Annotated in this window: 19 protein-coding genes; all 19 read left to right on the top strand. The window is 40.0% G+C overall.

Annotated elements, in window-relative coordinates; all coding sequences use genetic code 11:
- The first annotated feature begins 1,598 nt into the window (after positions 1 to 1,598).
- Positions 1,599 to 2,339 (top strand): hypothetical protein, encoded by a 741-nt coding sequence (locus ACG1BZ_RS12135; protein WP_413662021.1) that lies wholly within the window; start codon positions 1,599 to 1,601, stop codon positions 2,337 to 2,339.
- 74 nt (positions 2,340 to 2,413) lie between these two features.
- On the top strand, positions 2,414 to 3,316 hold the full coding sequence (locus ACG1BZ_RS12130) for a helix-turn-helix transcriptional regulator (RefSeq protein ID WP_413662020.1): 903 nt from the start codon (positions 2,414 to 2,416) through the stop codon (positions 3,314 to 3,316).
- A 74-nt stretch (positions 3,317 to 3,390) separates the two neighbouring features.
- The gene (locus ACG1BZ_RS12125) at positions 3,391 to 4,089 is read left to right on the top strand and encodes a hypothetical protein (RefSeq protein WP_413662019.1); all 699 of its coding nucleotides are present in this window, start codon (positions 3,391 to 3,393) and stop codon (positions 4,087 to 4,089) included.
- A gap of 35 nt (positions 4,090 to 4,124) precedes the next feature.
- On the top strand, positions 4,125 to 5,252 hold the full coding sequence (locus tag ACG1BZ_RS12120) for a TyeA family type III secretion system gatekeeper subunit (protein ID WP_413662018.1): 1,128 nt from the start codon (positions 4,125 to 4,127) through the stop codon (positions 5,250 to 5,252).
- Complete coding sequence (locus ACG1BZ_RS12115) at positions 5,236 to 5,613, top strand: hypothetical protein (RefSeq protein ID WP_413662017.1); 378 nt, start codon at positions 5,236 to 5,238, stop codon at positions 5,611 to 5,613. Before ACG1BZ_RS12120 ends, ACG1BZ_RS12115 begins: the two co-directional genes overlap by 17 nt.
- Positions 5,614 to 5,616: 3 nt before the next feature.
- The gene (locus tag ACG1BZ_RS12110; protein WP_413662016.1) at positions 5,617 to 6,012 is read left to right on the top strand and encodes a hypothetical protein; all 396 of its coding nucleotides are present in this window, start codon (positions 5,617 to 5,619) and stop codon (positions 6,010 to 6,012) included.
- Positions 6,013 to 6,386: 374 nt separating this feature from the next.
- Entirely contained in the window at positions 6,387 to 8,510 is a 2,124-nt protein-coding gene (sctV, locus tag ACG1BZ_RS12105) for a type III secretion system export apparatus subunit SctV (RefSeq protein ID WP_413662015.1), read from the top strand.
- Positions 8,511 to 8,520: 10 nt separating this feature from the next.
- Positions 8,521 to 9,927, top strand: a complete 1,407-nt coding sequence (sctN, locus tag ACG1BZ_RS12100) for a type III secretion system ATPase SctN (protein ID WP_413662014.1) — start codon at positions 8,521 to 8,523, stop codon at positions 9,925 to 9,927.
- A gap of 151 nt (positions 9,928 to 10,078) precedes the next feature.
- On the top strand, positions 10,079 to 10,546 hold the full coding sequence (gene sctO, locus ACG1BZ_RS12095) for a type III secretion system stalk subunit SctO (protein ID WP_413662013.1): 468 nt from the start codon (positions 10,079 to 10,081) through the stop codon (positions 10,544 to 10,546).
- Between the two features lie 8 nt (positions 10,547 to 10,554).
- A complete protein-coding gene (locus ACG1BZ_RS12090; RefSeq protein ID WP_413662012.1) occupies positions 10,555 to 11,658 on the top strand; it encodes a hypothetical protein in 1,104 nt (367 codons plus the stop codon).
- On the top strand, positions 11,655 to 12,707 hold the full coding sequence (gene sctQ / locus ACG1BZ_RS12085) for a type III secretion system cytoplasmic ring protein SctQ (RefSeq protein ID WP_413662011.1): 1,053 nt from the start codon (positions 11,655 to 11,657) through the stop codon (positions 12,705 to 12,707). Before ACG1BZ_RS12090 ends, sctQ begins: the two co-directional genes overlap by 4 nt.
- A complete protein-coding gene (sctR, locus tag ACG1BZ_RS12080) occupies positions 12,697 to 13,359 on the top strand; it encodes a type III secretion system export apparatus subunit SctR (protein ID WP_413662010.1) in 663 nt (220 codons plus the stop codon). The genes sctQ and sctR overlap by 11 nt, the downstream gene beginning before the upstream one ends.
- 51 nt (positions 13,360 to 13,410) lie before the next feature.
- Complete coding sequence (gene sctS / locus ACG1BZ_RS12075) at positions 13,411 to 13,665, top strand: type III secretion system export apparatus subunit SctS (RefSeq protein WP_226648317.1); 255 nt, start codon at positions 13,411 to 13,413, stop codon at positions 13,663 to 13,665.
- A 35-nt stretch (positions 13,666 to 13,700) separates the two neighbouring features.
- Positions 13,701 to 14,486, top strand: coding sequence for a type III secretion system export apparatus subunit SctT (gene sctT, locus ACG1BZ_RS12070; protein ID WP_413662009.1), 786 nt, complete (start codon positions 13,701 to 13,703; stop codon positions 14,484 to 14,486).
- Positions 14,486 to 15,535 (top strand): type III secretion system export apparatus subunit SctU, encoded by a 1,050-nt coding sequence (gene sctU, locus ACG1BZ_RS12065; RefSeq protein ID WP_413662008.1) that lies wholly within the window; start codon positions 14,486 to 14,488, stop codon positions 15,533 to 15,535. Before sctT ends, sctU begins: the two co-directional genes overlap by 1 nt.
- A 31-nt stretch (positions 15,536 to 15,566) precedes the next feature.
- Positions 15,567 to 16,034, top strand: coding sequence for a type III secretion system chaperone (locus tag ACG1BZ_RS12060; RefSeq protein ID WP_413662007.1), 468 nt, complete (start codon positions 15,567 to 15,569; stop codon positions 16,032 to 16,034).
- Between the two features lie 298 nt (positions 16,035 to 16,332).
- The gene (locus ACG1BZ_RS12055) at positions 16,333 to 16,710 is read left to right on the top strand and encodes a hypothetical protein (protein ID WP_413662006.1); all 378 of its coding nucleotides are present in this window, start codon (positions 16,333 to 16,335) and stop codon (positions 16,708 to 16,710) included.
- Entirely contained in the window at positions 16,691 to 18,538 is a 1,848-nt protein-coding gene (gene sctC, locus ACG1BZ_RS12050) for a type III secretion system outer membrane ring subunit SctC (RefSeq protein ID WP_413662005.1), read from the top strand. The genes ACG1BZ_RS12055 and sctC overlap by 20 nt, the downstream gene beginning before the upstream one ends.
- Before the next feature lie 27 nt (positions 18,539 to 18,565).
- A complete protein-coding gene (gene sctD, locus ACG1BZ_RS12045; protein WP_413662004.1) occupies positions 18,566 to 19,975 on the top strand; it encodes a type III secretion system inner membrane ring subunit SctD in 1,410 nt (469 codons plus the stop codon).
- Positions 19,976 to 20,088: the final 113 nt, after the last annotated feature.

The following is a 20,088-nucleotide window of genomic DNA, read 5'->3' as shown; positions in this document are numbered from 1 at the left end:
CAAGCCAGGATATCACCCATTGTATGCCTATCTACTTCCCTTGCAGCCAGAGCTACACAGTCGACTAAGTGTCGATCCTGGGGAGGACTCGGAAATGAATGGCTTTTTAGGTATCGAGTAACAGTTCTGTATCAAGTAGCTTTGTTGCCAGTCACCTCAGGTTAAGGTCAAACAGCTCCTCGCTCCTTTGACTATCTGCCTACCAATGTAGGTAGAGACAGGAATCAACCTGGTTCCAAACATGCACTGGGTAATATCTGAACGACCTGTGATCACTCCGGAGCCAGACTTTACAAGATGATGAGAACACCTGAGCAGAGTAGATAAGTAGACCTTACCTCACTACTGAATAATTCAGAGGGCCACTAGCAACTCGGGGCGAAAGAATGAGTACGCTGGACGTGGGGCTGTATGAGTCATGGCTGACGGTTGAGAGTTCATAGGCATGTAATCAGTGCAGGTCTCGAACTGTGACAATCCTATTCTGTCGACTGGAACGTTACTGGCCTCACTTCACTACTTGGTGGTGAGAAAACGGTAATTCCAACGGTAGTTCAAACGGTGGCCCAAACGGTAATCAGTTTTACTAGCGAAAAGCTGGACTGGCCGAGGATAGTTAACGACTGAAGACCAATGATAAATCGATTTAACGGGTAACACTATATTTAACTATAAACCTGAAAATTACGAAACTAAAATGCAAGAAGTAAGATATTGACAGAATTATATTCTTAGAGTGCCAGTAGTCAAAGGTAAAAAGGTATGGATACCATCACGTTTGCGAACTGGTTCTAGCTGTGGATGAGTTCGAATTTACTCTTAGATGGCGTTCACATTTTTGGCTTTTAGCGCTGATCAAAAGAGTTGCCTAATAAGTTCAATAATGAAGTAGTAAGCGAGTTCTGTGGCTAATCTGATACCACATCCGGGAAATATATTTCCGACGAAAAAAATGCCTAAAATCTAAAAAATGTGCAAGAAATCTAAAGCATCAAGTTCACGACTACGTACCATAGGTGAACAATGAGCAATCCAAATAATTGCGCTTAGATGAGTAATAAAACACTAATCTGATAATTGAGACTAATGTCTTTGTAGTTACTAAAGCCTCTCAGAGCTATGAGTACAATGAAAGTTAGTTGTATTGAATTACATCACAAGGGTTTAAGTAAAGAGAAAAATATGGCTGGCAATATGTTTGGATTCAAAGTCGGCGTCAGAGTTGATATTTCAACAGCCGAATTGACCTCGCCAAAGGAAATTAGGCCGAGTAATTTTTTGGTGAGCGGAGAATTACAGATATCTGCTTATTCAAGATTTTGATCAGGCAAAATGGAAGAATGTGCAGTGCTTCTCAAGGGTAACTCCTAGACAAAGCAAAAAATATTTCTTCTTCAAATTTGGTGTGGTTTCCGCAGGACTAGCGGAAAAGGAATAGGTTAAACAATATATATAGTGATAACTGAAGCTACCATAAAAAGTTCCGCAGTGGTAGTGGATGATCGGACCAAAGAAGATACTAAAGAGCAGGAAGTCAACTTTCTAATAGCGGCAAATTTGATAGGTTTAAATATTTCAGTTGTTTAAGGAGGAAAATTATGAGTTCAGTAGATGGTAATGTTAGTTTCGGTCCCGGTATTACTTTTCGCTCAACAAAGATCGACTCCAATGGGGAGGTTGAGGGACCCCCTCAAGAGGCAAAGGCGTCAATAACCAAAGCTGAAGATGCTATTGATATCTACCAGCCGGTGCTCGATGAATCAGATGATGTACAAAAGTTTCTTAATGCTTTCTCTCACAACAACCATATCTACGGCCTGATAAATACGCTTAATAATAATCTTAAGTCTGTCTTTCGAGAGATGAGGGAAAGTGAGACTTCGATTCGTATCAAGAAATATATTGATCAATTTGACACTGCATTGGCGAAGCGTGATGAAATTATCGAAGCTGCGGAGGAAGTTAAAAATTTACGATTTCAAGCAGCGGACCTCAAAATGGGGATGGGTATCATGAGCGGCGTTATGGGGGTCGCTAGCCTAGCTGGTGGTGGTTCAGGAGGGGCGGGTAGCGGTCAACATTTAGCAGGGGCCGTGCAGAAAAATTTAGAAGCAAAAATAGATAGGCTCAATGCTGAAGCGGAGGAACTTCAAGCACTATTGCAAGCGAGGCAGGTAGAGTTGGATGCCGAAATGAATATCGACAAACAAGATGGAGAGTTAGCTAATGCGCATATTGCTTTAGTTGACAATCTGACAAGTACATTCTCATCGATGATTAATGAGCTTCATTCTCATCACAGCTCAACGATAAACGCACTATCAAAGTCGATAGTTTAGCTGATTTCCGAAGTGTAATTAAAATGAAATGTGAGCACAAGTAGGTAGAGATTTCATAAAGAGAAGTGAAAGACATGAATACTCCCTCCTATAAGGGACAAGATGGATTCAGAAACAGTAGAGTGGCTATTGATTGCCAACATTGTGGTGATCTTTTTGAATTAAAAACATTCTCAATTCCACGTGGAGAATCTATCGTGCTCACATTTTCACCTTTTGTGAATTTGGTCATGATGGTGACCGGTTCTGCTGGAATTAGATACCATCAATCGAATTTTGAGCTGACAATAGGGCAGGTTTGGCTTGCTGGATCTGATGAAGATTTTGAATTAAGCAACAACCTACCAGACCAGGATATTGTTGTAATATGTGTAGGTATTCGTGCAGCAATGCTGACCAGATTCTATGAAAGGTATGATAACGCGCTGCTTCGTAAGGAGCAGGCGCTTAAAATGGTTAAATCTGTTTTACCGAAAGGCAAAGATCCGATTGTCTTTCCGAGTTGTGAGTTGACACGGCTGACATTAGATTCTTTTAGGTTGTTCAGCCGGTTAGATGATGAAGGATTGAATGCCCTCAAGTTAGAAGAGTTATTATTGCTGAAATTAAAGAGTGATCAGGGGCAAATACTCGCTGACGAACTGCTGAATCGGGTAAACCCGGTTCAGGAAAAATTTAGACGATTCATGGAGGCTAACGTCACAAAAAACTGGTGTATAGCTACTTATGCGAAGAATATCGGTATGAGTTTGACTTCGTTTAAGAATATGTTTAGTCAGGTATTTAGTGAGTCTTCCCCAAAATCATGGATTAATGAGAGACGACTCAGGCACGCTAATATTCAATTACGTACGACAAGTAAACGGTTAGTAGATATTGCCTTGGAAAGTGGATTTTCCAGTCAGTCCTATTTCACGCAATTATATAAGTCTAAGTATGGCGTATCACCTTCAGAGGCAAGGCAGAAGTGTATTTAAGAGGTTTCATTGTTCATTTACTTAGTTTCTCTATGTTATGTGGTTGCGTAAGTGAACCAGTAAATGAGAAAGACTTGTTTCAAACCCTAAGTGTAGGTGTGCAAGCTAACAATGCCGTGACACAAAAAGCTGCAGAAATTCTATTTCCAAGTGACACATTTTTACAAGACGAAGCCCCTTTTTCTATCGAATTCCTGTCTGTTCGTGAACTCAAAAAAGAGTTGTTTTTGGGTAATTACGATATAGTGATTAGTGCTTCAAGCACCATTGAGTACGATTCGCAAGTCACCAACTGGAAATCATTTTCAATAGAAGAGTTATCTCTTCATTACCTGGCACTAACTGAGCGGAAAGGTCTCATAGATACATATAATAAGGATGTATTTTTCTCTAAAGTAAAATCGGTTGGATATATACAGCCAGAGCCTCTGCTAGCTGTCAATTCAAATTTGTTAAGCTCTCATATTTATTCGAAATCATTCATTAATTGTAGGTCAATTAATCAATGCCTTGATATGCTTAGTAGTAGAAAAATTGATGCGCTATGTATCTCTGGTATACAAATCGATCATGCCGCAAGTTATTTTCTGACGACTTATAATTTAGATGTATCTGAAGTGAAGTTCTTTGAGCTGGGGGAATTTTCTATTGGTTTGAATTCCCGAAGTCTTACTTTGAAAGAGAGAGGATTTCTAGAGAGAGCATTGAAGAAACTATTTAGTGATAGAGATTCTACAAGTCTAATCAATGCAGGAAATAATACAAATGCCTAACTACCACCTACTTGTTTGATAAATAAGGTATTTTGATGAATTCTCAGGGCGGTCAGTCAATCGGAGTAAATCGCATTGTCGAAAAACCCACAGCTATTGACAGTGTAAGTAGAGAAATACAGCCTGCTCAAACAGGTAAAACGATGTTTCAAACTATAAATAATAGTTTGGAGGAATTTTCTTCATTTTTACATAAGTATAAAAATTTAAACCGTAGCAGAGCAAGAGAGTCACGCCGAGACTTTGATGGCCTGGATGTAAAAAAGCTATCGAAATCAGCACTCAGCCAACATCAGGTCGACAAAGTTAGTGAAATTGCAGCAGCAATTAAACAAAATCGACATAACAAGTCGGAAGTGATTGAAGAGGTTAGAACGTTTTCTAAATCTATTTCATCAGATATAACGGAGAAAGGGATTGCTTTGCTTTCTCTCAGGGAGCAGCTTGAAAATTCTAATGGAACCGTTCCCAGTATATCTGAAATATATATTGAGATCGATAGGCAGCTAGCCCCGATATCAACGTCTTTGGAATTCAGAGCTGGTGTACTGGCCAATGGTGCTTTGGATGCCGCAAAGCAACGAGGACTGGATGAAAACCAATTAAGTGATCTGACCAAGTCGAAGCACTCAATTAGCTTTGGTAATATTTTCAATTTACTTTGTGATCTTAGAGAAAAATTCGGAGATCACTATCTTGATCTTGGAGCTGGAGAGCTATATAAGCAGCTTTCATCACAATATCATGGAGGTGGCCGGAATATTGAGAGCTCAGAGCTCATCTCTGTAATGAGAAATATGAGCGAGTTGAAGACTCTGTTAGCATTACTTGATGCCTGCCGAGAGACTGCGAGAATACTCGAGCAACCCATGACTGGAGCAAATACTCAGAGAAGTTTAACAAGTAAGCTTCTAAATGAGGTCCTATCTTTACAAAAGAAAAGCTGGGTGGAAAGTTCCGATGTTAGTAAAATTGCGAGTAATTTAAAGATAAAAAATCTAGCGAAACTTAATATCTTAGGAGTGCAAATTAAACATATAGTAAGTCTTGTGCCTAATCACATTTATGGTAATGCTGAACAAAAAACTCAATGTATTGAAGCAATATTTAAATGTACAGATTTGTTCGCTCGGAGGGAATCAGCATATGCCCGGCTGGATTGAAGCAATACTGATACGTGTATTCTCCGCTTATAGTATAGAGGTCGACAAGCGACAGCTTTCTCAGAATTATCTCCAGCTGGAATTTAATAATATTGGAAATCTTGAGTTAAACTATTTTCCTCATGAGGAGTCATTGCTCATATCGTTGGGGGTAAAGCATCGAGTAGATGATGATACTATAGAGCATGTTCTAGAAGCTAACAAATATAGCAATCAGAATTCATTGTCCCCTACTGGGCATATTTATGAAGATAAAATTGTTCTCAGGCTGGTAATTCTTAGAGAAAACCTGGATTTTATCAATTTTGAAGCTGCGCTAAATAACTTCCGCCAAGTAAATCAAAGCATCTTAGGGGAGTAAGTCATGTTGTCTGACAAGACTAAGCACACGCTAAATTTCCAAGGTGGAATCTCTAAGGTCTCATACCTAGAGCACGAGCCCGAAAATCTTAAAACACCATCAGCCACACGTATCATATTCTTTAACAACCACGCGGCTCCGTCGCATCTGTCTGAACTGTTCAAGCGTTCAAACGGTAAACGGCTATTGGATAAAGTATGTAGCCCTGAAAGGTCTGAATTGAAATCATTTGACGTTTGTCAGGGGGAACGACAGGCCATGGAGGCTGTGGAATGGATAAGAAATTTAGAGGACAAACTAGACACAGAACTAAGGGAGAAGTGTGAACAGATATTCATTGAGCTAGCGGAGCTGGAATTGAAAAATCAAGTTCAAAGAAATCTACTTAAAAAAGTTTGAGTCTTAAAGTGTTTACAAGTTTAATTAGACTAAGTTAGCGTTATGAGAGATTGGATACTCACGCAAGCGCAATTGCAACTAGACTATGCTGATGTAAATAAGGCAGTCGCTCTACTGTTACTTATTGAAACTTTGTACGGAAAAAGTTTACCAACCGGGCTTATGTTGTGCAAAGCATGGATGTCTTTAAATGACCTTAAAAATCTGGAGTCAAAATCCAGAGAGCTTCTGAAGACGTGCAATCTAAGTCGGGAACAGTCAGCCGCAATATATTATTGTTTGAGTGAAGCACATTGGAAATCCGGAAACTCTGATGCCTCAAAATTAGCACGTAGAAGTTATTTGAATTTTATTAATGAAGGCCCTTCTAGTAAATGAAAAATGTATTGGTTGCGTTTAGTCGGCGAGCTGACCTTGCCCTGGCTATATTGTTGGTCGCCATCATATTTATGATGATATTGCCAATGCCAACAGGAATGGTAGATACGTTAATAGCAATAAATTTTGCTATCGCGGTACTCCTAATGATGCTATCTGTTTATATCAAAACAGCATTGGAGTTTAGTGCATTCCCTGCAGTACTGCTTATTAGTACATTATTTCGTTTAGCGTTATCGGTCACGACGACACGATTAATTCTTATGAATGGAGATGCTGGAGATATTATTACTACATTCGGCAATTTCGTAGTTGGCGGCAACTTGGTGGTTGGGTTGGTTATTTTCCTTATCATCACTATTGTACAGTTTTTAGTGATTACGAAAGGTGCTGAACGAGTTGCTGAAGTGAGTGCTAGATTCTCCCTGGATGCCTTGCCCGGCAAGCAAATGAGTATCGATGGTGATATGCGAGCTGGGATGCTTGATATTGAAGAGGCAAGGGATCGGCGGGAATCATTAAATCGTGAGAGCCAGCTATTTGGGTCAATGGATGGCGCGATGAAATTTGTTAAAGGAGACGCAATAGCAGGTCTTATTATCATCTGTGTCAATATCATAGGTGGGATTTTAATCGGAACTACCCAGCACGGAATGTCTACTGGTGAAGCCCTGGAAATGTACTCTATTCTCACCGTAGGTGACGGGTTAATAGCACAAATTCCTGCGCTCTTTATTTCGATGACCGCTGGTATGATTGTCACACGCGTGACGTCAACAGAAGATGAGCTAGAGAGTAAAGATATAAACCTGGGCACGGTTATAGGTTCTCAAATCACAGCACACCCTCGTGCTCTCTATATGTCATCCGCACTTCTATTCGGATTGGCTTTGATACCAGGGTTTCCTACTAAAATCTTTATTGTATTGGCAATATTGATTGGAGGAGGAGGGTTCCTCTTAGCGCGATTGGCCACTAAAAATAGAATCCAGGAAGAGAATCTACCAGAAATTTTGGCAAAAGATGGCGCCTCTGCAGCGGCTGCAACGGCAGAAGCAAAACGAATTTCATCCCGAACAGCCGCTAGCAGCAGAGATGAATTCTCTATTACAGTGCCTCTTTTAGTTGACGTCTCTGTTGATCTTGAGGGTGTTTTAGATGCTACAGAATTGAATGCAGAACTAAGTCGCGTACGAAAAGCACTCTACTTGGATTTAGGGGTACCATTTCCCGGTGTTCACTTACGATTTAACGAAAATCTTAGCGAGCATGAATACTACATCTTGAATCAGGAGGTACCCGTTGGGCGTGGAAGGTTGATGCCGGGCTGTGTTTTGATAACTGAACCTAAAGATCAACTAACGATGTCGGGTATTGAATTTGGCGAAGAGGAGAAGTTTTTGCCTGACATCGAAAGTTTGTGGGTAAGCAATCAGCAGATTGAAATACTGGATACTAATCATCTGTCCTATTTTTCGTTCAATCGTATCATTACTTACCATTTGGCCTATATCCTTCGCCGATATGCAGAGGAGTTTATTGGGATACAGGAAACTCGTTACTTGTTGGAGCGAGTAGAGCCGCACTTTGGCGAGTTAGTCAAAGAAGTTGAGCGAGTAATGCCTATTCAGCGACTTAGTGAGGTATTCCAGAGGCTGGTGTCAGAAGATATATCCATTCGAAATTTGAGGGTTATTTTAGAAGCGCTAGTTGAGTGGGGACAGAAAGAAAAGGATGTTGTGCAGTTAACTGAATACGTGCGTAGTAGTTTAAAGCGTCAGATTTGCTTTAAGTATTCTGGAGGAAATAGCACACTTCCTTGCTACCTACTGGATCAGGAGTTGGAAGATAGTGTTCGTAGTGCCATTAGACAAACTTCGGCAGGCTATTATTTAGCTCTAGATCCTTCGGTAACAAAACGATTTACCGAGAAGCTCGCTGTATACACCAGAGATAGTTTACAGATGGAGAGAAAACCTGTTTTGCTTATTGCCATGGATATACGTCGTTATGTAAGAAAGCTAATAGAAACTGAGTTCTATGAGCTTCCTGTTATATCTTTCCAGGAGTTAACAAAAGATATAAATGTTCAACCAATTGCGCGTATATCTATAAGTTGAAGATACATCTGTGAACGATTTAGATTCAAAATATAAAACCAAGCATGATATTCAGGAAACGCTGAAATCTAACTTGAGAGACACTGAAAGAAAATGGAGAGATAAAACACATAAGCTCCGGGGGCTCATCGCTGAATGTAAAAACATGAGGATGCGAGGTTGGGTAAATAATGTATCCGGAACCATAATTAAAGCCCAAGTTGTTGATGTCAAAATTGGAGAACTATGTCGACTGGTCTCACCGGATACTAATAAAACCTTGTTGGCTGAAGTGGTTGGGCTAGACAAATCTATTGCATTACTATCACCTTTGGGAGATGTGAAAGGGATTTCCAGTAAAACTGAAGTTATTCCCACCGGCCGTAGCCATGAGATAGAAGTCGGCGATTTTTTGTTGGGAAGTGTCCTTGATGGTTTGGGAAATCCCATAAGGAAAGGAGAACGGTACGACATAGACCCCTCTGAACGTTCACGGGTGACGGTCACTGCTGATGCTCCGGATGCAATGACTCGACAGCTAATCAGCCGACCAGTTTCCATGGGCATAAAGGCTATTGATAGTATTCTGACTTGTGGAGAAGGTCAGAGAGTTGGAATTTTTGCCGCTGCAGGCGGTGGTAAAAGTACGCTACTTTCTATGATTATCCGCAATGCAGATGTTGATGTAATTGTTATTGCATTAATTGGCGAGCGTGGGCGGGAAGTTCGGGAGTTTATCGATCACGATTTAGGCCCTGGAGGTCTTACAAAAGCTGTACTGGTAGTCGCCACATCCGATAGACCGGCAATGGAGCGTGCAAAAGCTGCATTAGTAGCGACTGCTATTTCAGAGTATTTCCGGGAGCAGGGGAAGAAAGTACTATTACTTATGGATTCTATAACGCGATATGCTCGATCTTTGCGTGAAATTGGACTAGCTGCAGGAGAGCCGCCTACCCGAAGGGGGTATCCACCATCAGTTTTCGCTGCTTTACCTCAATTGATGGAGCGCGCGGGAAATTCTGACAGGGGTTCAATTACTGCTTGCTATACCGTCCTCGTTGAGGGCGACGATATGACAGAGCCGGTTGCTGATGAAACGAGATCAATTTTAGATGGACACATTATATTGTCGCGGTCGTTAGCAGCCGCTGCTCACTTCCCTGCTGTGGATATATTGCTAAGTGCAAGTCGAGTAATGAATAATTTTGTAACACCTAAGCATAAATTAGCAGCAATGAAATTAAGAAATCTACTAGGTAAATATAAAGATGTTGAACTCCTAGTACGTATTGGCGAATACCAACGTGGCAATGATCGGATGACAGATGAAGCCGTAGATAGGATTGAAGAGATAAATGCTTTCCTTAAGCAAGGTACTCATGAATCTATTCCATTTGATGAGAGTGTAAACCAGCTCCTAAAGATGTTTCCGTAATTTATAAGGAACCGAGAAAGTCTATAACCTGAAGTTAGCTGCAAAAATCTATAAAAAAGGACTTTCTTCTAAAAAAAATTACCCAAAATATAAAGAAAGTTTTTGAGCGGCCAATACAATGTCAATCCGTCAAGATGGTGAATGATCACACATGGCTAGTCTAACTCGTGTTATGGAGATTAAGAAGAGGAAGCTCGACGTAGCCAAAAGAGAATATAGGCTAGCTGTTGAAGAGGTACAGCTTAGAGAGCGAGAGTACTCATCTGCTAAGAAGCAATATATGAGCCACAGAGAGTGGCGTATTACAGAGGAAGCGAAAAGGTACAAATCGATTATTGACCAGGTTGTCCAATCTAAGCAGTTGGATGAAATTCGTTCATCAATAGCTTCAATGTATGAAGAAGAAGCTAGCCTGAGTATGAAAGTCCTTGAAGCGCAAAAGCAGCTTGAAAAAGCACAAAAAAGAAGGGATAGCTGCCATGAGCATGTTCGGCAATGTCTAAAAAATGTTGAAAAATATGAACATATCACTGCCGAAATTTCCGCGTCTAAAAATATTGCAGTTGAGAGGGCTGCTGAAGAGACGATGGATGAATTTTCAAGTACTTTGAAGAGCTAGTATTACCGATGTCATCTGAAATTACCTCTAAAAAAAATACTATTTCGACATTTATGGAGTTATCCTCTCTATGCTCCCATTTAAGTCATAAAAGAACTATTGAAACGTCAGAAACTCAATTACATAGTAGTGGGGTGGATTTTCAGAAATATATCGATATAAATAAAGGTGATTTACAAAGTAATACCGATCCAACTAATTGGAGTAGTGAGTTAGCTAACCATATTGATGGTAATGCAAATGATTTAAATATCAATTTGGAGGACGCAAACAATTTTATTGTTATAACTGACTTATTGGTTGTTATTTCAAATAATCTATCATTGGACAGTAAAATAAATCAGAGTTACTTGCAGCACTATTTGCAGTCAATAAACAAACCGCCGGCTAATGGATCATCAAACTCTCAGATACATTGGATGAGTGGGCAAACTGTTAGACCTGATACACTACTTGCCGAAGTATTGGATAATCCAATCAATGAGGTGTTGCACGATGGAGACAGTTTACAGCGAACTGAATTAACAGCAGCTTCTTTAAACTTTAAGCCATTTAAACACGTACATAGTTTACAGTCAGACTTGGGGAGTTCAGATCGCATTGAAGATGCAGATATAGACGTAGTCCAACAAGTCATACTACCGACTACCGATAGGATATTCGCTTCTCAGTTAAATAAGCTAAGCGATCAGAAATCGAACTCTACTCCATCGTTGCTCTATTCGCTAAATACTGAAATTGACACTGTTGTGGTTGATAAAGAAATGGTGCGCGCAGAGATTCTGATTAGATCGCTGCATGATACCAGAGTTAGCATTAGCTTGCATGAGGGTGCTCTGACAGTAAATTTTGATAGTGTCGATAAGGGATTTGATTTATCGGATTCGTCAACATTATCAGAGCTCCGAAGTATGCTGGAGCAGAAGTATTCACAGCTTCAAGTGTCGGTAACAACTTCTTGGAATGTCAGTTCTGACCTTGAGGAGGATATAAATGGTAGTTCAAGACAAAATGATGAAAATAGTTCTCAGGGTGAAAACAGTGAATCTCGGCATCAGTCTGATGATGGGTTAGACATAGAAGTTCTATTGGATGACGGTTTGAATACATGAGTATCGACGAGCTTACTTTGCCTAAATTTACCAGCCAGGTGATTGATGCACAGAACATCATTGTTAGTAGTGAAATTGGTTTTCAGCTAGATTTATCTAGTAACGCAAATCGACCGAATCTTAATGTGCGATCACGTTGTTTTACATATAGTTTACCTAAGAGAGCTTTAATCCTTGAGGTGTGTCAGCAAAACACCTCCACATACTGGGAATTCTATTTTAGTCTGGGAGATGCAAGCTTATTACTCTCAAGTTATCTCCATATAAGCCAGATATCAGAGCTGCCCATCGAATTGGTTTTTGCCGCATCTGAGCTTTTTTTTGAGCAGCTTATAAATGAGTTTGAGGAGTTTAAAAGTTGGCAGATAACCAGCGTTAAAATAGCAGATGTTGACGGAGGTAATAAAGACTATCAATACACCTATTTGTTTGAAGTAGATAAAGAAGGAAAATCAATTAGTGCCTTTTGCAAGGCAAATATTGATAGTTTGGCAACTCTGTTTGAAATATATGGTAAAAAAAGGAAGGGGCGCATGCAAATTCCTGTGCCAACCTCCTTCTTGGTGGGTCAGGTGCACCTGGATATTGAAGAACTAAGAACTCTTAGGTCGGGTGATGTAGTGCTTGTAGATAGCTCTAGTTCCTTTAAGGAAGAATGTCTCCTGCTGGTGAGCCGACAAGCAACTTGGTTGGCTCAAATAAATGAGAAAAGTATTACATTAATAGATCGCTGGAGTGTGCAGATGGAAAGTCAATTGAAGGATTCTACCAAACCAATTAGCAAGGCAGATAATCCGGAAAGTCCAGAAGCGTACTTAACGCAATTAAATAATGTATCTTTATCTCTAAAATTTGAATTGCCCGGTAAGGAAATGACCATTGAAGAGATTCAATCTCTCACGGAAGGATATACATTCACATTAAATGATTCGGCCTCTAGCGAAATTCTAATATCCCTTAACCACTCAGTATTAGGAAAGGGGAAGTTGGTTAATATAGAGGGGCGGTTGGGCGTGCAGATTATTGGGTGGGGCAAAAATGGGGGTTAGTTTTTTAGGTGGACAATTAGACCACATATCAATAATTTTAGCCCTTGGTGCTTTAGCTTTAGTGCCTTTTCTTGCAGTAATGGGAACGTCTTTTGTAAAAATTGTAATTGTCTTTTCGCTACTTCGCAATGCTTTAGGTGTTCAACAAACACCCCCTAATATGGCACTATATGGTGTGGCACTTATTCTGACTTTGTATATTATGGCGCCCATAGGGTACGATATACAGGATTATCTGGATGCAAATACCCATCTAACTGAGTCATCAGAGAACTATAAGGAATTATTTTCAGGTGCGGTAAAGCCGTATGCTGCATTTTTACAAAAAAACACCACCGAAATTGAGAAAACCTATTTCCTAGATACAGCCAGGGAGATTTGGCCAGAGCGCCATGCCGAAAAGGTTACTGAAGATAGCTTACTGGTGCTAATGCCTGCATTTACCGTTAGCCAGGTGACAGAGGCATTCAAAATTGGATTCTTAATCTATCTTCCATTTCTGGTGATAGACTTAATTGTATCGAATATTCTTCTGGCGATGGGGATGATGATGGTGTCTCCAATGACGATCTCGCTCCCATTCAAATTATTGTTGTTTGTGGTTCTTGATGGTTGGACAACTCTAACTCATAGTCTAGTGATGGCCTATTAGTAACTTACCAAAGTTAGATATGATTAACATCGTAGCGGTGGATAATTGATAATGGATATTAGCGATCTTATGATGCTGGCTCAGGAGGCGATGATGCTTGTATTGATATTATCCCTTCCTACGATCGTAGCTGCTTCATTAGTGGGAACTTTAGTTAGTCTTATCCAGGCGTTAACACAAATTCAGGAGCAAACACTTGGGTTTGTGTTAAAGCTTGTTGCTGTGATTTTTGCGCTTCTAGCAACAGGAAGTTGGATGGGTGCTGAGTTAATTAATCTAGGGGCAACCGCGTTTAAGAGTATTTGACAAAGTGAAAAACCATAATTGATATGGATCTTGACTTGAATAGCCTGGAGAGAATGATTCAGGCATATATTTTGTCGTTACCACGTATATACCTAGTATTTACTGTTCTTCCTATGATGAGCAAAGGGTTTCTGGGAAGTTCAATGATTCGTAATGGTATATTGCTCAGTCTGGCGCTCTTTATCTTTCCTCTAACTGAAGGAAGTTTGTCCGAAGACTTGGGAAAAGTGGGTTATATTTCAATACTCCTGAAAGAATCGGCTATTGGTCTGGTTATTGGTGTAGTGGTAGCAATTCCATTTTGGATAGCAGAAGGAGTAGGTTTTCTTATAGATAACCAGAGGGGGTCTACCATGTCAAATATGGTAAATCCATTATTAGGTGATGAAACTTCGCCTTTAGGGGTTTATCTTAGTCATTTGTTAAATACATTTTTTATTATGAGTGGTGCATTTTTGCTGATGATGGGTGTGATTTATCAGAGCTACGTATATTGGCCTATTGGTAAAATGTTTCCCGAGGATTTGACTGGTACTGATGTATACATATTTTCTCAGTTAGATTTTTTAACGAAGTCGATAGTTGTTTTTTCTGCTCCGATAGTAATATCTATGTTTTTAGCAGAATTCACTTTGGCTCTAATAAATCGATTCTCACCACAGCTAAATGTTTTCTTTATGGCTATGCCCATTAAGAGTGCAGTTGGGATCTTCGTTTTGGTTATATATATTCATTTGCTTTTAGGTAATATAGATAATGTGGTTGCGGACACGTTTGAAGACATGCAGTATTTTATGCAGCATGTGTTGGGAGAGGTCTAATGACATCTTCAAAGTCAGAGCCGCCAACGCCGAAGAAGATAAGAGATGCTCGTGAGAAAGGGCAGGTTGCAAAAAGTAAAGAGGTTGTTTCGCTCGTTCTTTTAGTTTCTGTTACTGGCTATTTTTGGCTTTTTGGGGAAGATATTTTCCTGAGAATTAAAAGTCTGTTTCAGGACCCTTCAAAATATATCGATCTTCCTCTTAGGCAACTATTTTTAAATGCTTCAATAGAGGCATTCTACATCGCATTCAGTGTACTGGCTCCGATATTAGTTGTCGTATTTATTTTTGCCATCATATCGAATGTTATGCAGACTGGTTGGATATTTAGTGGTGAGACCATAGCGCCAAAGTTTGAGAAGATAGGCCTGATCAATGGTGCAAAGAAAATATTCAGCGCACAGAATGCAATGGAGTTTTTAAAGTCCCTTATTAAAATTATAGTTCTCACTTACGTAGCCTGGTATGTATTAAAGGGTAATATCCAGCTATTGATGCAGATACCCGTCTGCGGTGCGGAATGCGCCATATATATCACAGGTTCACTAATGATGAAGTTGATATTGTATTGTTTGGCAGCATTTGTGTTCTTGGCGGCGGCTGATTTTGGCTTGGAAAGGTTTCTATATTTTAGGAAGCTTCGAATGTCTATCGATGAGGTTAGAAGAGAATATAAAGACACGGAAGGTAATCCTGAAATAAAGGGTAGAAGGAAAGAGATACATAGAGAATTGATGAGTGAAGAAGTTGTTAATAAAAGGGTTTCTCAAGCAGATGTTTTGATTACAAATCCAGTGCATTTTGCTGTAGGTATACGCTATGACCAACAGCTGTCACCATTGCCGTTTGTTACAATAAAAGGTGAAATGATTCTTGCTAAGAAGCTACGAAATATCGCGATTAAGAAAGGAATCCCTATCGTTGAAAATGTGCCTTTAGCAAGATCTCTCTATGCAAAAATAGACATAGATCAAAAAATAACAAATGAGTTTGTAGAGCCTATAGCTGATATTATTCGTTGGCTGCAATCTCAGGAAAGGCAGACCTAGATTGCTACTTATAAATACAAGAGTGTGAATTATGAAATTAGATTTCTCGCAGTTGATACAAGAGTTAGCGGTAAATTTACAGCAGCCGCTTATGGACCAGATTGAAGATGCATGCCGAATATCATGGGATAATATCGATATGCATATATATTATCATGAGGAGGATCAGGGTGAGCTTGTTATTATAACAATAGACATTGGTGAAATTCCCCATGGCCAAGATGAGCATTTTGCAACATTAATGTTGCAGGCGAATTACCTATGGATTGCTAGTGAATACGCAACCCTATCCCTGAATCCCGAAACACAAAAAGTGGTACTATGCGACAAAGAGAGAGCAGAGTCTATAGAAATCGAATCATTCACTAGGAGAGTAAAGTCGCTATATCAAGCTGCTATATACTGGCAGGGGGTCCTTTCTAGTAGCCCCAACGTTGAACAAACTGATCAGTCACTTGGGGCTATTGGAATGGAAAACAACTTTGGCATAAAAGTATAGAAGTATCAGCTTTCGGGTAATTTCCGGTACCTTAGATTCTTGATCTTAAATTGAGATGAAAGCAAAGGTGGAACAGGCGAGGGTGGGCGGCATTATTAGTATTTTATAAATCTAAGTATTTATGTCGCCTTTGGTAAATGGACATTTTCAAATGTCTATTTTATAAAAATAATCGGCTAATTTTGAAAGAATCTTCGCCTTATCATCGGTATGGTTATTACCCATGGCGATCTTGCTATATATGGGAAGCGACATGTCACTACGGGATAAGATATCTACATTGTGCTCGGAGATTCATATGCCTATGCCCGCTATAGACGATAATGAATCTTATACTTTGAATTTTGATTCAAAGTTTTCGATTCAATTTATTGAGCATCGAGGTGGATATGTGTTGCTAAGCTACGGATTTGGGTTGGTTGTTGAAGAACATTTACGTAAGCAGTTTCTGATGGAGGCAATGAGAAAAAGTTATGCTTGGAGTGGGCTAAATCTATCTTTGATTTCTGGAGAAGATGGCGACTTCGGTATTCAAAGCATAATGCCAAATAGCGTTTCATTTAACGTTTTTTTTGACATTACAAACTATCACTGCGGATTTTGTGATCTGCTAGTTAAACTGATACCTATTCACCAAATAACTAAGTTTGAATATCGTGAATTTATTACGCCATAATTTTATTTTACTGATGGCAATATTTTTTTCTCATCTGTTTAGTGGTGCGAATGCCCAAACCCTTATGGGGGAGTCATTTGAATTCTATGGTGAAGAGCAGCCACTTAGAGATGTTCTGACGGCGATTGCTACACATTCGCGCCTGGGGGTAGAGATAAATGAAGGGATCGATAGTGATTTTAGTGGGTACCTAATGAAGGCCAACAGCAAGGAAGCATTAGACTTCCTTGCCGGCGCATTTGATCTGGTATGGTACTTTGATGGTGCGACGTTGTATATCGATCCAATTAATGAAATGGAAAGCAAGCTTTTCTTGCTATCGAAGGTTGATTCATCCCTCTTAAAGAAGACAATGCAGGAATTGTCGATTTGGGATGAACGCTTTGAATGGCGCTCTTTAGGCGCAAATGGGATTGTTATGGTATCCGGTCCCCCTAGGTATCTCGAATTGGTCGATAAGACAGTGGAAATGCTAAATGAACGAGTTTCCGCTGAGATAAATGATGAATTAGTCATTCAAATTTATGGATTAAAATACGCATCCGCTATAGATCGAAAAGTTACCGCTAGAGATCAAGAAGTTGTGCTGCCTGGGGTTGCAACTCTTCTAAGAGGTTTGATTGGTTCCGACTCGGCACTAGAGGCTACAACTGGTAGAAGCGCTTCTGCACATCGACGTGATGAAACACTAACCGACAGTGAATTAACCGCTAGTAAGTCTTTAAATCTCCGTGCGGGCGATATTTTACAAGAAAGCCGATCAGGCTATTCTAGCGGTGCTTCCCACCCACATGCAACGGTCTACCCGGACCCCAGTACCAATTCAGTTATTGTTCAGGATTACGCGTCAAGGCTTCTTTTATATGAAAATCTCATTACTCAATTAGACAGGCCTCGGGAACAGCTGGAAATCAGCCTGGTTATCATTGATCTTACAACCAATTCATTACGAGAGCTGGGTGTTCATTGGAATGTTGATGCCGTTAGTAAAGGGAGCGGCCTCTTAGATTTGATTTTGCCCGGGGATTCACTAACTGGTGATAGCTTGTTCACTGAGACAAATGCTGACTTTTTGGCAACGGTAAGAGCTTTAGAATCTGAGGGTAAAGCTCGTGTTACTTCTCGGCCCGCAGTGGTAACTGAAAATGGTACGGAAGCACTACTTGATAATAGTGAGACATTTTTTGTTCGAATTCAAGGTGAGCGTGTTGCGACTCTTGAGCAAATTACCTTTGGTACGCTATTAAAAGTCGTACCTCGTGTGGTTGAAGGTGCGTCCGTAATGGGAGATAGGGCCCTGATTAGCCTTGACGTGCAAATTGAAGATGCTAATCGATTAGCGGATGGTGGAGTAGATTCGATACCATCTATTAGAAATACGCTAATTAACACAAGATCGTCAGTTCCAAATGGCGGATCTCTACTTATTGGTGGTTACTACCGAGAAGCGACAACGAGTAATACTGAAGGTGTGCCTTTTTTGGCTGGGTTACCATTACTTGGGGGGCTATTTAAGCGAAACGATGATACTCAGTCTCAATTAGTAAGGCTCTTTATGTTGAGTCCAAGAATTTTACCAAATGCGCTTTTCGATTCCTCATTTTCGCAGAAAAAGGAGAGCCTTGAGGACGATCACAGGCTTAATAAATTTGCTAACGTATCTAACTATAACCCGGATATACACAAATTAGGTTTGACCGGGCTTTGTGAATCAGCTTTAGAAGCAAGGCAAAGACGTAACAGCTTTAGATCCGTAAAGTTATCCACGCGTATCGTTCCATGTGAGGATACCGATGGGGAATCTTATCGTGTGGTAACGATAAATTAATCTTAAACTGGAATATGGCGCAGTATAATGAATCGGTGGAAGCTAAGATTTTTAAATAGCGAGCATTATGGTGCTGAAGTACCGCTTCATGAAAATATGGTGGTGGGTAGTGATGAAGAACTCTCAGATTTGGTTGTTAAACCTAATCTGGCAACCGATCAGTTTGTTATCCTTAAGCCCGATGACACCGGTGTAAAATTAGAAGTTTGCGAAGCTACTATAACGGTTTTAATTGATGAAAATATATTTTCTCTCGATGATTATCTGCCAGAACAGAAGGTTATCTTTGCTGGTGATTTGTGCTTTGCCGTGAGAGCTGAGTCAGATGATTGGGAAGAAAAGATCTTAACGTTTAAAGTTGATGGTTCCGAAACTCTAAGCCCCACATCGGAGATTAAGAATTTAGCCAAAGAGGCATCTAAGATTTCTGGAAGGAAATTGTTGGCTCAAGTGGCTATCGGTGTAGGCCTAATATCCTTAGGGGCTTATTATTTTGTTGGCCAGAAAAGGGTCGACTCTAATGTGATGTCTGCAGATTTTTTCGTGGGACAAGCGGGCGAAGGTAGAGACATAGCTGTGGCGAGTCCACACTTTGGACCTATATCTGAGGAAAGTAGGAAGTTATCTGAGCTCCTCTTACTAAGTGAGTACAAGGAACTTTCGATTAAAGGTAATATTAAATCTGGAAATTTATTGGTTTCGGGATATGTAAAAGATGATATCCTTTTAGCAAGGCTACATTCTCAGCTTGAGCAGATTTCTTCAGCAATATCCATGGATGTTTTTAGTATCGAAAAGATGCAACATTCAGCACGTTTGATACTTTCGAATTTGGGGCTGGCTGCAGAAGATATTAAACAAGGGAGTAAACCTGGACACTTGATAGCAATAACCGATGGAGATTTCGCAAAATCTTGGGAGCAAGCCGAGAAAGTACTGCTCTCAGATATCCCAGGATTGAAAAATTGGGAAGCTATTTCAATTCGGGAATCTCAGCCTCTCGAACGTATTAAGAAACTACTTTCAAGTTACTCGTTTTCTGCTTCATTAATTTATGAAGATAAAGGTGATGAGATAAAAATTGTTGGCAGGCTGAACTCAGAGGAAAGGCGACTGCTTGAAACTGTCATGTCTGACTTTCGCGCAAGAGTGGGTGAAAGTCCTAGGCTGGCATATGTTAGTCCTGGAACCCAGAAGCAATCAAGAACACTATCAGACTTTGGAATTTCTGCCGTTCGTTCGGGTTCCACACCTTATTTAGTGTATAAAAATGGTAAGCGGTATTTGGTAGGAGCCAGGCTACCTAATGGGGTTAACTTACAATCTTTTTCCGAAGGCCAGGTTACATTGATCCGCGGTCAAAGATCCTATACGTTAAGTTATGAAGATTATATGACAAAAAGTCCAAGTGCTGAATATAGCTTTTTAACAAATTGATCTGGTTTTAATGATGATAGATTCAGATATATATAGACACAGATATGCAAATGCACCCAGTAGCTGTATTTTGGATTATTTAAATGATCAGCATTGTTATTGGGAGAACCAAT

Origin of the sequence: Microbulbifer sp. CNSA002 (genome assembly GCF_047324085.1) — a bacterium.
GTDB lineage: Bacteria > Pseudomonadota > Gammaproteobacteria > Pseudomonadales > Cellvibrionaceae > Microbulbifer.
Note: the sequence above shows the minus strand (reverse complement) of the source record. Positions and strands in the feature narration are given on the sequence as shown.